Raw genomic sequence first — 13957 nt, 5'->3', positions numbered from 1 at the left:
TTCAGGCGCCCGTCCGGGTGAAGGTCACGTGGGTGACTCCACTGGGCGAGGAGGTGGCCTCGACCCGGTAGCCCGCCTCCAGACCCTCGAGCCCCTCCCAGAGCCGCACACCACGGCCCAGCAGGATCGGGACCACCACCACGTGCAGATGATCGACGAGCCCGGCCGCCAGGAAGTCGCGGACCATGGTGGGACCGCCACCGATGCGCACGTCCCGGCCGTCCGCGGCCTCGCGAGCCGTCTCGAGGGCCTCCGCGGGTGAGGCTTCCAGGAAGTGGAACGTGGTGCCGCCCTCCATCTCGATCGATGGGCGCAGGTGATGGGTGAGGACGAAGACGGGTGTGTGGAACGGCGGGTTGGGACCCCACCAGCCCTTCCACCCGGGGTCATCGTGCCACCCGGGAGGCCCGAACTTCCCCGCCCCCATGATCTCGGCGCCGATCCCCACACCGTGCTGCTGGGCGAAGGCGTCGTCCACGCCACCGCTGCCGCCGGGATCCCACCACCGGGTGGCGACCATCCACTGATGCAACCTCTCCCCGGCGTGCCCGAAGGGGGCGTCCTGGCTCAGGCCCTCACCGGTGCCGAAGCCGTCGAGCGAGATGGAAAAGCTGTGGACGCGGGCCAGTGACATGGTCGGTGCTCCTTCGATCCCGGCGACTCAGTCCTCCGACGATGATGACTGCTCGGCGCACTCGGGGAAAGAGCCGCATGTCGCCGGGACCTGCGCCGGCGCAGGCCGGGCGCTGGTGCGTTCCGAAAGCGTCGCCGAACGCCGGGCCGCCGGCCCGGGCTCCCGGGTCGCGCAGGGCCCCGCGAGCTCTTGCTCGTCCCCGCGTCCCGATGAGTCGACATATTTCGTCGAGTGGTTCCGGTCCATGACCGAGTTCACTAGGGTCAGGTGCACCTGCGGGCGAACGCGAGTCCCCACCAGTGCGGCGTCTGCACCTCTTGAAGTCCTCGGCGTCTACGAGCACGCCCGGACCACCGAGATCCCACAGGCCCCGCGACGGAGCGGGGTCCAGGGAGCGGAGCACTTCGCCGGGCCCCTCACGCCCTGCGCGGGCGGACACCGGCCAGGCACACCACTACAACGAAGTAGGGAAGCATGACAACCACGGCAACCAGCATCCACTCCGGATCAACACCTCCTGCACAGCCGGCACCCCAGGAGATCGAGGGCACCGTTCGAGGGTTCCCGGCGCAGCTCCTCGAACGGACCCGGCACGGCGCCTCGCCGGTCGAGAACGTCGGGCGTTCCCCCCGTCGGTGGAGTCCCGAGCGGGAACGCCCCGAGGACGACGAAGCGGTCATCACCGCGGTGCTGGCCGCCGTCCCCCACCGCTCCTTCCGGGAGCGCCCCGAGGACGACGAGGTGATGCTCACCTACACGAGCGAGCCCGCCTGCCGCCGCGCGAGGTGATGCCGCGGATCGGGCAGGGCGGTGGGCGGGCCGACGACGGTCGTCCGGCACGCACCCGAAGACATGCAGCGGATGAGGCGGCGCGCACCCCGTGCGGCGGCACGAGCGCTGCCGCAGCAGCCTCGTCCCTCGGTGCCTGCGGTCACTCGCAGGCCAGGCCCTCGGCCCCGCCCCGATCCAGCGCCGGGCGGTAACCGGGCTGGTCCGAGCGCAGAGGCGCCGCGCCGGCCGCGCGCACGGCGGAGCAGTCGGCGTAGTAGACCTCCTCCGCCGGGGACGGCCCCGCGCCGGCGGCGTCTGCGGCGGGCGCAACGTCGCTGGGCACGTCCTGGTCCGGGCACCCGGCCAGCACGTCCGCCATGGCGTCCCGCTCGCGAGCCGTCACGAACAGCTCGTAGCGGGTCTTGACCGCGATCTGGGTGGCCACGTACTCGCACCGGAACGACTCGTTCGGCGGCAGCCACTCGGCGGCGTCGGCGGCGGACTTCTCCCCGTTGGTCGGCCCGTCCACGGCCCGCAGGTTCAGGGGGTCGTTGGCCAGGGCCGTGCGCTCGTCCGGGGCGAGCCGGTCGGCCCCGGAGACCCACGCGTTCTTCAGGGCCACCACGTGGTCGATCTGCACGTCGGCGGAGGTCAGCGGTCCGCGCTCGAACGCGATCGTCCGCCCCGTGTAGGGGTCCTCGAGGGTCCCGGAGAGGACCCTGCACCCGTCGTCGTCGACGACGTCACCGGTCAGGTCCCGGGCCAGGACGTCGTTGCGGGCGTCGCAGCCGTTGCCGTCGGGATCGGCCCAGTCCCCGAACTGGGCGAGCCGGTCGTAGTCCTCGCCGGAGCCGGCGTCCTCGACCGGCAGGGCGGCGAGCGCTCGCGCTGCGGGGGAGGCGCCCTCCGTGGCCTGCGGGGTGCACCCGGCCAGGGAGCCCAGGGCGAGCACGAGCGGGACGAGCACCGCCCACCGCGCACGGGGCTGGGGTGGCTCGAACCTGCGCACGGTGTTCCCTCCGCTCCGGCCGGTGGTCTCGGAGGTCCTATTCTCGCAGGTCAGCCGGTCGGGGTTGATGGCGGCACCGGAGGAAGGCAGACATGAGACGGTTCTTCGCCGCGGCCCGCGTGCTGATGGGCCTGGCCCTGGTCGCGGCCGTGGCCGGGCGGCTGCAGGCCTACCTGAGGTTCTGGACCGACCGCGGGGACCGGGCCATCGCGGTCGACGTCGTCAACTTCTTCAGCTACTTCACCATCCAGACCTCGCTGTTCCACGCCGTGGTGTTCGGGATCGGGGCGTGGTTCCTGCTCGCCCGGCGGGGCGCCGACCCCGGCTGGCTCGGTGCCCTGCGGGCGGCGGCGACGACGTACACGGTCACCACCGGGGTGGTCTACAACGCGCTGCTGCGCGGGCTCCCGCAGGAGCTGGGCCTGGAGCAGCCGTGGGCCAACGAGGTGCTGCACACGATCGTCCCGGTCTGTGCGCTGCTGGACTGGCTGCTCGCCCCGGGGCGGCACCGGGTCCGGTGGCGGGCGGTCGGGGGCATCGTGGTCTATCCGGTGCTCTGGGCGGGCTGCACGCTGGCGCGGGCGCCGTTCGTGCTGGACGAGGGCACCGGCAACCCCTGGTGGTACCCCTATCCGTTCCTGGACCCCCACGAGTCGGCCGGCGGCTACGGGTCCGTGGCGGCCTGGGTCGCGGTGCTCGCGGTGGCGATCACGGCGACCGCCGCGGTCCTCGTCGGGATCTCCCGGCGAGGACCAGGTTTTCCCGTCGACGACAGCGGCGACGACAACCACGACGACGACGGGGGCGAGCGCAGCCGCTGACGGGCCGGGCCGCCCGGCCCGGCCGGGCGGGGAGGTCCTGGGGGCGGCTCGTCGGAGGGCGTCGCCGGGACGGGCCGTCAGAACGCGTCGTCCACGGCCGCGACCGCGAGATCCGGGTGGTCGGAGAACAGCCCGTCCATGCCGGCCTCCACGAAGGCCCTGATCTCACCGGCCAGATCGCCGTGCTCCCGGGGGTCGGCGCTCGAGCGGTGCTCGGCCGGCAGGAAGAAGTTCTCCGCCCGGAAGGTCCAGCCGTGGACCTCCAGGCCCGCGGCGTGGGCGTCGGCGATGACGGCCGTCGGCTCGCCGAGGGTGTCGTCGGCCTCCCGCGGGATCATGACGTCCTTGCAGGCGCCGAGGATGTCGGCGTAGGACGCGATCTCCGCCAGGCCCTGCGCCGTGGTGAGGTCCGCGTACGTGCGCGGGTCACTCGCGGCGACGAGGTCGAACGGCGCGCCCGAGCAGTTGACCAGCTGGGCGAGACGCACGTCGGTCATCCCGTCGAGCTCGCGCAGGTTGGCCGTCTCGAAGCTCTGCAGGACCACCGGGTCGCCCTCGTCGCCGTACCCGTTGGTCTCGAGCACCTCGACCGCCCTCTCCTCCAGGGACAGGCCGATCGAGTCGGAGTACGTGGGGTGCTTGAGCTCGGGCGCGATCCCCATCGGCTCGCCGTCGCACGTGCGCGAGCGGCGGGCCAGGTCCACGACCTCCTCGAAGGTCGGGACCGGGTACAGGCCGTCGAACACGGTGTTGCCGGGCCGCAGCTCCGGGATGCGCTCCTCCGCGCGCAGGGTGCGCAGCTCGGCCAGCGTGAAGTCCTCGGTGAACCAGCCGGTGACCTCGGCGCCGTCGATCACCTTGGTGGTGCGCCGCTCGGCGAACTCCGGGCGGTCCTCGACGTCGGTGGTCCCGCCGATCTCGTTCTCGTGCCGTGCCACGAGCTCACCGTCCTTGGTGGGGACGAGGTCGGGCTCGATGTGGTCGGCGCACTGCGTCATGGCCAGCTGGTAGGAGGCCAGCGTGTGCTCGGGCCGGTACCCGGAGGCGCCGCGGTGACCGATCACCTCGGTGCCCGTCCCGGCCCCGGGCTCGAGGCGCTCGCGGTCCAGCACGATGAGCTCGGTGTCGTCCGGGGTGCCGGGGTAGCGGGCGTCGTTGCCCGGGTAGTTGTTGTCGGTGCCGACCAGCAGGCGGCCGTCCCGCAGCTGCAGGAGCACCTCGACCGACTGCTGGGGCAAGGAGAACTGCTCGCCCACGCCGTAGGCGCCGGGGGAGGCCCCGGTGCCGATGCCGACCGGGTTGTCGATGGCCAGCAGGTCGGCGACCAGCTTCTTCTCGAGGTGCCCGGAGTCCTCCGTGCGGCGGAGGTCGACGGCGTAGACGCGCTTGGTGACCGCCGCGGCGCCGTCGAAGTCGTCGCGCTCGAGGATCAGGAGCCGGTTCTGACCCGTCAGGAACGCGTCGCCCACGAGGTTGGCGTCGGTGTCCGTCTCGTAGTCCCACGAGCGGCCGGTGTACTCCCGCGTCCTCGTGTCGAACTCGAGGACCAGCCGGCGGCGCGGATCGTCGTCGTCGGCGAGGGCGCCCTCCAGGATCGGGTAGAGGTAGCGGCCGTTCTTCGAGCCCGCCATGGCTTCGAAGCCCTTGCTGGCGCCGACGGCGGGCCGCTCCCCGTCCTCGAGGCCGGGGTTCTGCGGCGACCGGAGCGTCCCCTCCCCGCCGTCACGGACGTCGGCGAGCGGGACGGGCTCCTCGAGCACCACGCCCTCGGCGTCCACGTGCAGCAGGAAGGGGCCGAACTCCTCGCCGATCCAGAAGGTGCCGTCCGGCTGGCGGACCACGGACTCGACGTCGAAGTCGTTGCCGGTCAGCAGCCGCTCCTCGGTGTCCTCGTGCACCAGGGGGAAGGGGATCCGGTGGTGCGGATCGCGCAGGGACACGAAGTCCTGGACCTCGATGTCCCCGTCCCCGCCCTCGGCGGTCTCCCACTGCGGGGCGATGCGGTAGAGCCGCAGCAGGAAGTCGGCGGAGTTCTCCTGGTTGCCGAAGCCGTTGTCCGGCATGGCCCAGAAGGTGCCGTCACCGTTGTCGACCATGGCGGAGAACCCGGGGATCACCTGGCCGTCGAAGGGCCCGGTGCGGCCGTTCGCCGGTGTGGCGTCCGCCCCGGACGGCGGGCCCTCGGCGAGGTGGTCGGCGGAGAGGGTGGCGCGCTGCTCGAGCACGGGCGCGCCGGCGGGCCCTCGGCCCGGGTCGCCGTTGTGGGCCACCGCCCCCGGCGTGGTCGTGAAGAAGACGGCCGCGGCCAGCGCGGCGGCTGCTGAGACTCTGCGCATGCGCCGAGCGTAGGTCCGGGGCGTGGCCGGCCGGTGGCGTCCGGGGAACATGACGGCGAACGACGCCGCGCCGGACGTTCACCGACCGGGCTGTGACCTGCGGTTCCGTGCCGGGGTCGGGGTGCGGCGGGAGGGCCGCCGGTGCGGGGCGGGCGAGGTCAGAGCTGCGGCACGCACTCCCCGGAGCCCAGCTCCGCCAGGCCGGCCCGGTCCCCGGCGGAGAGCACCGTGGCCCCGCCCGCCGGGTGCATCATCTGCGCGGGGTCCTCGACGTGGGCGAGCCCCACCACGTGCGCCAGCTCGTGGATGATGGTCGCGCGGACGTGGGCCGCTCCGTCCGGGTGGTCCAGCACCTGCGCCAGGCCGGGGGCGTCGAGGGCGACCTGACCGGTGACGTAGACGAACGGCCGCCCGGCCGCCTGCCGGGCCGTGCTGCCCTCGAGGCCCACGACGTTCCCGGCCAGACCCGGCACCTCGGTCTCGTCGGACCACGCGACGAGCACGGGCGCCCACTGCCGGCCGTACCGGTCCGGCTGATAGGGCGCCCGCTGCTCGGTGGGCGCCTCCGTCGTCGTCCCGGCGGAGACGAACCGCAGGCCCGTGGCCGCGGAGATCTCGGCGACGGCCTCCTCGACGAGCTGCCCGCCGCCCGGCGGGGCCCCGTCCGGGCGCACGACGTAGCGCACCGGCCGGCACGGGTCGTAGGCGACCATCGGCTGGGCGGGATCCGGGGAGTCCATGAAGCGGTAGCCGCCGGCGTCCTCGACCGCCGGGGGCGTGCCGAGCGGCGCCGGGGCGGCCCCGCCCCCGGGCGGGGGCGCCGACGCGTTCGGCAGATAGGGGCGGATGACCGGCAGCGCGTAGTCCTGGAACAGTCCGGGCGTGAACCACAGCATGAGCAGCACCACGACGCCCACGGCCGGCGTCGCGCCCCACGCCCTGCAGCGACTCCCGGGCACCGTCGCCCAGCGGCGAGCGGACCCCCGGGTGGTCCGGGCGGCACGCCGGGCCCGGCGCCGTCGTCTGCCCGGGCTCAGCAGGGCCTGCCGCTGCTGCTCCAGCGCGTCGTCGAGCACCCACTGCGGAGTCCGTCCGCTCGGGGACCTCTTGAGGCGCGGGGCGGCGGTGCGTTCGTCGCGAGTCGGGGGCGACGCTCCCCGGTGCGGCGTGGTGCCACCGGGCTGGTGCATGGTTCCTGGCTTCTGTGCTGGATCGGGCGGTCGCGCAGGTCGTACTGAAGTGTACGAAAGCAAACACGGCGGATCACCGTCCGTCTCCTCTGTGACGGGAGATCCGTCGTCCACTCTCCTGCCGACACCGGTCCGACGCCGATGCCGCGGCCCGGGCGCGCGCTCGGCCTCCTCGGGGACCACCTCCGACAGCCGACGACGACGGCTGTCCCCCGAGGCGCCCACAGAAGAAGATGCTCCGTGCACTGCCTTGTTGCCTGGATGTAGGAGTTGGCCGCGCTCGGCGGAGGGCGTGGTGGAACTGCGGCTTCCCCGAGGCAGATCTGTGGCCTGACGGTGGAACGGCGCTCCGTAGCTTGGGAGACAACAGATCGCCGCAGCGCACCACCGAACGAAGGGCTCCTCCCATGACCGCCATCGCCGCCGCCACCGTCTCCCGCCCCCGCCGCTACCGGGTCCTCGTCCCCCTGGCCGGCCTCGCCGCCGCCGCCGCGCTCGCGGTGGGCTCCGGCGCGGACTTCACCTCCAGCTCGGTGAACTCCGCCAACGCGTTCACCACCGGCACGCTGACCCAGACCAACTCCAAGGCCAACAGCGCGGTGTTCAACCTGAACAACATGAAGCCTGGCGACACCCTCAACGGCTCGGTGACGATCACCAACTCCGGCACCCTGGCGGCCGGCTTCAAGCTCACCGAGACCGCGACCAACGGCTTCACCACCAAGTCCAACCTCAAGCTCACGATCACCGAGTCCGGCTCCACCGTGCCGGTGTGGACCGGCACTTTCGGTGAGCTCGCCGCCGCCGGCCCACTGGCGCTGGGCGACTGGGCCCCGGGCCAGGCCAAGACGTTCGTCTTCAGCGTCACGCTGGCCCAGGCCGCCGACAACACGGAGCAGGGCAAGACCGCCACCGCCACCTACAGCTGGGACGCGGTGCAGGCTGCGGGCACCACCACCAACCAGTGATCCATCCGGCGGGGCCGGTCCTGACGGACCGGCCCCGCCGTCTCTGCTCGGAACGACCGCGGGCGTGCGCCCGCAGCAGGAGGACGCCGTGCGTGCTGCGCGGACCGTGGCCCGGGCCGTCTCCCGGGTGGTGCTGAACCTGGCCGCCCTCGCGGTGCTGGCCCTGGCGCTGGCCATGCTCGTGCCCGGTGCGCTGGGCTACGAGCGCTACGTCATCACCGGTGCCTCGATGTCCGGGACCTTCGAGAAGGGCACCCTGGCCATCGAGAGCCCGGTGCCGGTGGCGGACCTCGCGGTCGGCGACGTCATCACCTATCTGCCGCCACCGGACTCCGGGCTCACCGAGCTGGTCACCCACCGCGTCCTCTCCGTCGAGGCCTCCGAGACCGGTCCCGTCTTCCGGACCCAGGGCGACGCCAACGCCGATCCCGACCCGTGGACCTTCCAGCTGCCCGGACCCACCCAGGCCCGCCTGGACCACGCCGTTCCCCACCTGGGCTGGGCGTTCATCGCCCTGTCCGACCCGCAGGTCCGCCAGCTCGTCATCGGCGTGCCGGCCGGGCTCATCGCCCTCCGCTGCGCGGTGGAGGTCGTCCAGGTCCTGCGCCGCCCCCGGTCCCGCACCGGGACTCCGCGGGAACGTACCGGGACTCCGCGGGAACGCGACGGCACTGCGCGGGAACGCGCTGAGAGCCCGCAGGGGAGTGGAGCTCCCGGCCGGAAGGCCGCGGCGCCGGCCTGACCGGGGCCGCACACGCCCCCCCGGGGAGGTGTTGCCGAACTGTGGGGCTGCGGGCGTCCTTTGTCACCGGCCTGTTGCCACCCGCTCTCTAGCGTGGGAACTGCCCGTCCGGACCTCGCCCACGCCGACCTCGACCCACGCCCCGGGAGCCACTGATCACCATGACCGCACGAACCGCTGCGACCGCTGCTCTCGTCGTCGTGCTCGGTCTGCTCCTGGGGCTCACCGGCACCGCCCAGTTCTCCACCGCGTCCTTCACGAGCCGCTCCGCCAACCCGCAGAGCACCGTCCGGGCCGCCGCCGACTGGACGCCCCCGAAGGTCGCGCTGACCGCCCCCGCGTCGACGGTGACCGGAACGGTCACGCTGAGTGCCACGGCCACTGACGCCGAGTCCGGGATCGCCGGAGTGGAGATCCAGTACCAGCCCTCCACCGGCGGGACCTGGGAGACCGTCTGCACCGTCACCGCGTCGCCCTACAGCTGCGCCTGGACCACCAGCACCGTGGCCGACGGCTCCTACGCGCTGCGGGCGGTGGCCACGGACAAGGCCGGCTACAGCGCCATCTCGAGCAGCGCGAGCTCGCTCGTGGCCAACAGCTCGACCGTGTTCCTCGCCGACCCCGGGGACGTGCTGCGCGGCTCGGTGCAGCTCACGGCCACGGTGGTCCACTCCGGCAGCACCGTTCCCGCCGTGCGCTTCGAGTACTTCGCGACCGGGGTGACCGGCGCCAAGTGGACCACGGCGTGCGCCGCGCAGACCGGCCAGTACTCCTGCTCGTGGAGCACCACGACCGTGTCCAGCGGCGACTACGACCTGCGGGCGGTGGCCGTGTCCGGCTCCGGGAACAGCGCCACGACCAGCTACTCCGCGATCCGAGCCGACGTCCTGATCGACAACACCGCGCCGACGCCCGTCACCATGACCGACCCCGGCTCACCGCTCAGCGGCACCCGCACCTTCGCCGCCACCGCCGCCGACGCGCACTCCGGGATCGGCCAGGTCGTCCTGCAGTACGCCTCCGCCGGCAGCACCAGCTATCAGCAGCTGTGCGTGATCACCGAGGAGCCCTACAGCTGCCGCTTCGACACCACGCGACTGGACAACGGCACGTACAGCTTCCGGGCGGTCGCCACCGACGCCGCCGGGAACACCACGACGTCGGCCGCGGTGACCAACCGCGCGGTCGACAACACCGTCTCCTCCGTCTCGCTCGAGGACCCGGGGGCCTACCTCAGCGGTGTCAAGACGCTGACCGCCGTCGCCAACTCCACCGCGGGCGTCCAGTCCCTGCAGATCCAGTACGCGCGGACCGGGAGCAGCACCTTCACCACGATCTGCACCGACACCACCGCCCCCTACACCTGCGACTGGACCACCACCGGCGTGACCGACGGGTCCTACGACCTGCGCGCCGTGCTCAAGGACGCCCAGAACCGGGAGACCGTCTCCGCCCTCGTCACCGCCCGGCAGGTGGACAACGCTCCGCTGCGCGGCGCCGACGTGCAGACCGCCAACGGCAGCACCACGGCCGGCCGGCTCGACGCCCGGGACAGCATCACCTACACGTACACGGGACAGATCGCCCCGTCCTCGGTCACGCCGGGCTGGGACGGCACCCAGGCAGTCCCGGTGGTCGTGACGCTCAACGGCACCAGCACGGGCTCCGTCCTCACCGTGGGCCGCACCGGCAGCGCTGTGAACCTCGGCTCGGTGAACCTGCGGCAGACCTACATCCGCAGCGGCCGGACCGCCACGTTCAACGCCACGATGACCATGAGCACGGTGGTCGTCAACGGGGTCACCCGCAGCACGGTCACCGTCACGCTGGGGGCGGCCACCAGCGGCAGCGGCAGCCTGCGCACCGTCTCCACGGGGGCCGCCATGGTGTGGACGCCCTCGGCTGCGGCCGTCGATCTGGCCGGCAAGCCCAGCTCGACGAGCCCGGTCACCGAGACCGGCGCCCTGGACCGGGAGTTCTGATGGCCGGGTCCGCCCCCCGCCGGGCCACCGCCGTGGCCGCGGCGCTGCTCGCCGCCGTCCTGGCCGCCCAGGCGGTGCTGATCCGGGACGAGGCCGCGTACCTGAGTGTGCTGCTCCTCGCCGGGGCCGTCCTGGGCACTGCGGCCACCGTGTGCCTCCGGATCCGCGGTTGCTTCACGGCACGCTTCGTCCTCGTGCTCGTGGCGGCGCTGACGCTGCTCGCGGAGGGGCTGCTGCTGACGCTCGGCCTGCCCGGGCTCGGTCGTGCGGCCGCCCGGACCGGCCTCACCGTGACGGCGGCCGCGGCGGTGCTGGGCGCCGTCGTCGTCCTGGTGGGCCTGCGGCCGAAACATGACGCCGATCAGCCGACCGGTCCATGAGCATGGATATGCTTTTGCAATGGCCCCCAGCATTCTCCTGGTGGAGGACGACGACGGCATCGCCCTCCCCCTGACCCGCGCCCTCGAGCGGGAGCAGTACGCCGTGGAGCGGGTGGGCACCGGTCGGGCCGCCCTCGTGAGTGCCGCCACCGGGCGGTTCCCGCTGGTCGTCCTCGACCTCGGGCTGCCGGACGGGGACGGACTGGACGTGTGCCGGCAGGCCCGGGAGGACGGCTACACCGGGGCCGTGCTCATCCTCACCGCCCGCGGCTCGGAGATCGACCGGGTGGTCGGCCTCGACGTGGGCGCCGACGACTACATGGCGAAGCCCTTCAGCCTGGCCGAGCTGCTGGCCCGCGTCCGGGCGCTGCTGCGCCGGCAGGCCGGTCCGCACACCGCCCCCGTCCCGCACACCGCGCCCGTGCCGCGGCCCGCCCAGGGACTGCGCGTGGACCCGCAGTCCCGGCAGGCCTTCGTGGCGGACACCGTCCTGCCGGTGACCGCCAAGGAGTTCGACGTCCTGGCGGAGCTCGACGGCGTCCGCGGGAACGTGGTCACGCGGGAGCACCTCATGGACCGCGTGTGGGACGAGAACTGGTTCGGCTCCACCAAGACCCTCGACGTCACCGTCGCCCGCCTGCGGCACAAGCTGGTGGACTCCGGCGCGCCCGCCCAGATCGTCACCGTGCGCGGGATCGGCTTCCGCCTCGAGGACGGCCCGCCGGATGCGTGACCGGCTGATCACGGTGCTCGTCGGGCTGACGCTCACCGTGATCGTCCTGTACGCGGTGCCCCGCGTCTACATGCTGGCCGACCGCGTGCAGACCAGCGCGGCACAGCAGACGGAGCGCTCCGCCGACCTCGTGGCCGCCGTGCTCACCGAGCGCTCGCGCACCGGCGGCACCGACGACGAGGACCTGACAGAGCTCGCGGGGGACGGCGAGCTGGTGGTCCACCGCGACGCCGCCGGCGGGGTGCTCGCCTCGACCGGGACCGCCGAGGCGCACGCCGCGGACATCGTCGAGATCCGACCCCTGCCGGACGGCACCACCGTGGAGCTGACCCGCACCGGCGCGTCCGTGAGCGAGCGCATCTCCGAGGCGGTGATGCCGCTGGTGGTCATCGGCCTCGTCCTGGTGGTCCTCGCCGCCGTGGCCGCCGTCCTGCTGGCCCGCCGGCTGGCGCAGCCCTTCCAGCGACTGGCCGAGGCAGCCCGTCGGCTGGGGGACGGGACCTTCACCCTGCCGCCGCTGGACTCCTCGCTGCCCGAGGCCCGGGCCATCGGCGCCGCCTTGCAGACCAGCTCGCGGCAGCTCGAGGCCCTGCTGCACCGCGAGCGGCAGTTCGCGGCCAACGCCTCCCACCAGCTGCGGACCCCGCTCACCGCCCTCCGTTTGGAACTCGAGGACCTCACCTACTGGCCCGAGACCGTCCCCGCGGTGTCCGACCAGCTCCACCGGGCGCTGCGCGAGCTGGACCGGCTCAGCGGGACGGTGACCGAGCTGCTGGAGCACTCCCGAGGCCGCCGCCTGGAGCGTCCGGTGCCCGTGGACCTGGCCCTGCTCACCGCCGAGACCGCCGAGCGATGGGACCGTCAGGCCGGTGCCGAGGGCCGCACCGTCACCGCCATGTCTCCCCGTCCCGCCCGCATCCGCACCCACCCCGGGCAGCTGCAGCAGATCCTGGACGTGCTCGTCCACAACGCCCTGCGGCACGGCCGCGGCGCCGTCCGCGTGCGGGCCAGCGACGCGCGCACCCACTGGGCGATCACGGTCCAGGACGACGGTCCCCGGCCCGTCGACCAGCGCATCTTCGACCGCCACGTCAGCACCCGCGACGACGGCGAGGGCATCGGGCTGACCGTGGCCGCCGAACTGGCGGAGTCCCTCGGCGGCAGCCTGACCCTGGAGTCCACCCCGACCACCACGTTCCTGCTGCGGCTGCCCCAGCACGCGAGACCGGCGGCGGCCACCGCGTGAGCATCGGGACGAGACCCCCGGCCGCACGACCTCGCGGCCGAGCCGTTCCCAGGACGCGCTCACCTCGGTAGCGTTCGAGCATGGCCCTGGACCTCTACGCAGGCATCTCCGTCGGTGACTACGCGCGCGCCCTGGACTGGTACGAACGCCTCCTGGGCGCACCGCCCGACCTGATCGCCGGCCCCACCGAAGCGGTGTGGGACCTGGCCGAGCACCGCTCCGTGTTCATCGTGCACCGGCCCGAGCACGCCGGTCACTCCCGGCACACGATCTTCGTCGGCGCCGTCCCCGAGCTGGAGGCCTGGGTCGCCCGGATCGCCGACCGGGGGATCGAGCCCGCCGAGTGGGAGGACTACCCCGACGGGATGCGGGAAGCGCTGTTCCGGGACCCGGAGGGCAACGAGATCTGGTTCGGCGGAGCGCCGACAGGTGCCGAGAACGCGGCGTGACGACCGGCCGAGAACCCAGGAGACCGCATGAGCGAGATCTGGCCCGTGGTCCACGCCGAGCGCCGGGCGCTGATCCGGGACCTGGGGAATCTCGAGCCGCAGCAGTGGGTCACCCCCTCGCTGTGCCCCGGCTGGGACGTCCACGACGTCCTGGCCCACCTCGTCGACGACGCGAGGACCACGCGCCTGGGCTTCCTCCGCCGCCTCGCGGCCGCCGGCTTCGACTTCGACCGCTGCAACGCCCGGGGCATCGCACGGGAGCGCCGAGCGGATCCCCGGGAGACGCTCGCCGCGTTCCGCGCGGTGAGCGGCCGCACGACGAGCGCGCCGGCGCCCCCCGCCACCCGGCTGGTGGAGGCGTTCGTGCACGGGGAGGACATCCGGCGCCCGCTCTCGCTCACCCACGTCTGTCCGGCCGGGCCGGTCGGCGAGGCCCTGCGCCATCAACTGAAGACCAGTGTGAAGCTCGGCGGCGGCAAGGAGCGGGCAGCGGGACTGCGGCTCGTGGCCACCGACGCCGACCTCGACACCGGGACGGGTCCGCAGGTGCACGGCCGCGCCCTCGCGCTGCTGCTGGCGGTGTCCGGGCGCCCGGTCGGCCCGGAGGAGCTCGCCGGCCCGGGAGCGGCAGCACTCGCGCGCTGAGCGCCGGTGCTGCAGCACCCACGCCAGGACGACGGCGCGGCGACGGCCCGG

At 73.5% G+C, this 13957-nt stretch carries 14 protein-coding genes; 10 read left to right on the top strand and 4 right to left on the bottom strand.

Going from position 1 to position 13957, the window contains the following annotated elements:
- Position 1 precedes the first annotated feature (1 nt).
- A complete protein-coding gene (locus ACYVM4_RS15845; protein ID WP_368822483.1) occupies positions 2–634 on the bottom strand; it encodes a dihydrofolate reductase family protein in 633 nt (210 codons plus the stop codon).
- Between the two features lie 474 nt (positions 635–1108).
- Between ACYVM4_RS15845 and ACYVM4_RS15840 the strand changes: the two genes are divergently transcribed.
- The gene (locus ACYVM4_RS15840; RefSeq protein ID WP_368822482.1) at positions 1109–1423 is read left to right on the top strand and encodes a hypothetical protein; all 315 of its coding nucleotides are present in this window, start codon (positions 1109–1111) and stop codon (positions 1421–1423) included.
- 142 nt (positions 1424–1565) lie between these two features.
- On the opposite strand, the gene ACYVM4_RS15835 is transcribed toward ACYVM4_RS15840, so the two are convergent.
- Positions 1566–2414: a GmrSD restriction endonuclease domain-containing protein gene (locus ACYVM4_RS15835; protein WP_460669150.1), complete on the bottom strand. Its 849-nt coding sequence runs from the start codon at positions 2412–2414 to the stop codon at positions 1566–1568.
- 92 nt (positions 2415–2506) lie between these two features.
- Here ACYVM4_RS15835 and ACYVM4_RS15830 point away from each other — a divergent pair, with 92 nt between their 5' ends.
- Positions 2507–3235 (top strand): Pr6Pr family membrane protein, encoded by a 729-nt coding sequence (locus ACYVM4_RS15830; RefSeq protein ID WP_460669149.1) that lies wholly within the window; start codon positions 2507–2509, stop codon positions 3233–3235.
- A gap of 77 nt (positions 3236–3312) precedes the next feature.
- Here ACYVM4_RS15830 and ACYVM4_RS15825 read toward each other — a convergent pair whose 3' ends face one another.
- Both ACYVM4_RS15825 and ACYVM4_RS15820 read right to left on the bottom strand, forming a co-directional pair.
- A complete protein-coding gene (locus tag ACYVM4_RS15825; RefSeq protein ID WP_460669148.1) occupies positions 3313–5571 on the bottom strand; it encodes an esterase-like activity of phytase family protein in 2259 nt (752 codons plus the stop codon).
- Between the two features lie 158 nt (positions 5572–5729).
- The gene (locus tag ACYVM4_RS15820; RefSeq protein ID WP_460669147.1) at positions 5730–6761 is read right to left on the bottom strand and encodes a peptidase; all 1032 of its coding nucleotides are present in this window, start codon (positions 6759–6761) and stop codon (positions 5730–5732) included.
- 407 nt (positions 6762–7168) lie between these two features.
- On the opposite strand from ACYVM4_RS15820, the gene ACYVM4_RS15815 reads away from it, so the two are divergent.
- The 8 genes from ACYVM4_RS15815 (at position 7169) to ACYVM4_RS15780 (ending at position 13906) form a co-directional block, all read left to right on the top strand.
- A complete protein-coding gene (locus ACYVM4_RS15815) occupies positions 7169–7729 on the top strand; it encodes a TasA family protein (protein ID WP_460669146.1) in 561 nt (186 codons plus the stop codon).
- An 88-nt stretch (positions 7730–7817) separates the two neighbouring features.
- A complete protein-coding gene (locus ACYVM4_RS15810; RefSeq protein ID WP_460669145.1) occupies positions 7818–8471 on the top strand; it encodes a signal peptidase I in 654 nt (217 codons plus the stop codon).
- Positions 8472–8632: 161 nt separating this feature from the next.
- On the top strand, positions 8633–10453 hold the full coding sequence (locus ACYVM4_RS15805; RefSeq protein WP_460669144.1) for an Ig-like domain-containing protein: 1821 nt from the start codon (positions 8633–8635) through the stop codon (positions 10451–10453).
- Positions 10453–10833 carry a hypothetical protein gene (locus ACYVM4_RS15800; RefSeq protein ID WP_460669143.1) on the top strand — a complete coding sequence of 127 codons (381 nt, stop codon included), beginning with the start codon at positions 10453–10455 and terminating at the stop codon, positions 10831–10833. Before ACYVM4_RS15805 ends, ACYVM4_RS15800 begins: the two co-directional genes overlap by 1 nt.
- 19 nt (positions 10834–10852) lie before the next feature.
- Entirely contained in the window at positions 10853–11566 is a 714-nt protein-coding gene (locus tag ACYVM4_RS15795) for a response regulator transcription factor (protein WP_368822471.1), read from the top strand.
- The gene (locus ACYVM4_RS15790; protein WP_368822470.1) at positions 11559–12812 is read left to right on the top strand and encodes a sensor histidine kinase; all 1254 of its coding nucleotides are present in this window, start codon (positions 11559–11561) and stop codon (positions 12810–12812) included. The genes ACYVM4_RS15795 and ACYVM4_RS15790 overlap by 8 nt, the downstream gene beginning before the upstream one ends.
- Before the next feature lie 80 nt (positions 12813–12892).
- Entirely contained in the window at positions 12893–13261 is a 369-nt protein-coding gene (locus tag ACYVM4_RS15785; RefSeq protein WP_368822469.1) for a VOC family protein, read from the top strand.
- 27 nt (positions 13262–13288) lie between these two features.
- Complete coding sequence (locus ACYVM4_RS15780) at positions 13289–13906, top strand: maleylpyruvate isomerase family mycothiol-dependent enzyme (protein ID WP_460669142.1); 618 nt, start codon at positions 13289–13291, stop codon at positions 13904–13906.
- Positions 13907–13957 lie beyond the last annotated feature (51 nt).

It is taken from the genome of Kocuria himachalensis (assembly GCF_054784195.1).
Note: the sequence above shows the minus strand (reverse complement) of the source record. Positions and strands in the feature narration are given on the sequence as shown.

Excerpts from the sequence above, each read along its gene's own strand:
- ACYVM4_RS15825 (WP_460669148.1), bottom strand. The coding sequence starts at position 5,571 with ATGCGCAGAGTCTCAGCAGCCGCCGCGCTGGCCGCGGCCGTCTTCTTC.
- ACYVM4_RS15820 (WP_460669147.1), bottom strand. The coding sequence starts at position 6,761 with ATGCACCAGCCCGGTGGCACCACGCCGCACCGGGGAGCGTCGCCCCCG.
- ACYVM4_RS15785 (WP_368822469.1), top strand. The coding sequence starts at position 12,893 with ATGGCCCTGGACCTCTACGCAGGCATCTCCGTCGGTGACTACGCGCGC.
- ACYVM4_RS15795 (WP_368822471.1), top strand. The coding sequence starts at position 10,853 with ATGGCCCCCAGCATTCTCCTGGTGGAGGACGACGACGGCATCGCCCTC.
- ACYVM4_RS15790 (WP_368822470.1), top strand. The coding sequence starts at position 11,559 with ATGCGTGACCGGCTGATCACGGTGCTCGTCGGGCTGACGCTCACCGTG.
- ACYVM4_RS15805 (WP_460669144.1), top strand. The coding sequence starts at position 8,633 with ATGACCGCACGAACCGCTGCGACCGCTGCTCTCGTCGTCGTGCTCGGT.
- ACYVM4_RS15800 (WP_460669143.1), top strand. The coding sequence starts at position 10,453 with ATGGCCGGGTCCGCCCCCCGCCGGGCCACCGCCGTGGCCGCGGCGCTG.
- ACYVM4_RS15780 (WP_460669142.1), top strand. The coding sequence starts at position 13,289 with ATGAGCGAGATCTGGCCCGTGGTCCACGCCGAGCGCCGGGCGCTGATC.
- ACYVM4_RS15830 (WP_460669149.1), top strand. The coding sequence starts at position 2,507 with ATGAGACGGTTCTTCGCCGCGGCCCGCGTGCTGATGGGCCTGGCCCTG.
- ACYVM4_RS15840 (WP_368822482.1), top strand. The coding sequence starts at position 1,109 with ATGACAACCACGGCAACCAGCATCCACTCCGGATCAACACCTCCTGCA.
- ACYVM4_RS15815 (WP_460669146.1), top strand. The coding sequence starts at position 7,169 with ATGACCGCCATCGCCGCCGCCACCGTCTCCCGCCCCCGCCGCTACCGG.
- ACYVM4_RS15845 (WP_368822483.1), bottom strand. The coding sequence starts at position 634 with ATGTCACTGGCCCGCGTCCACAGCTTTTCCATCTCGCTCGACGGCTTC.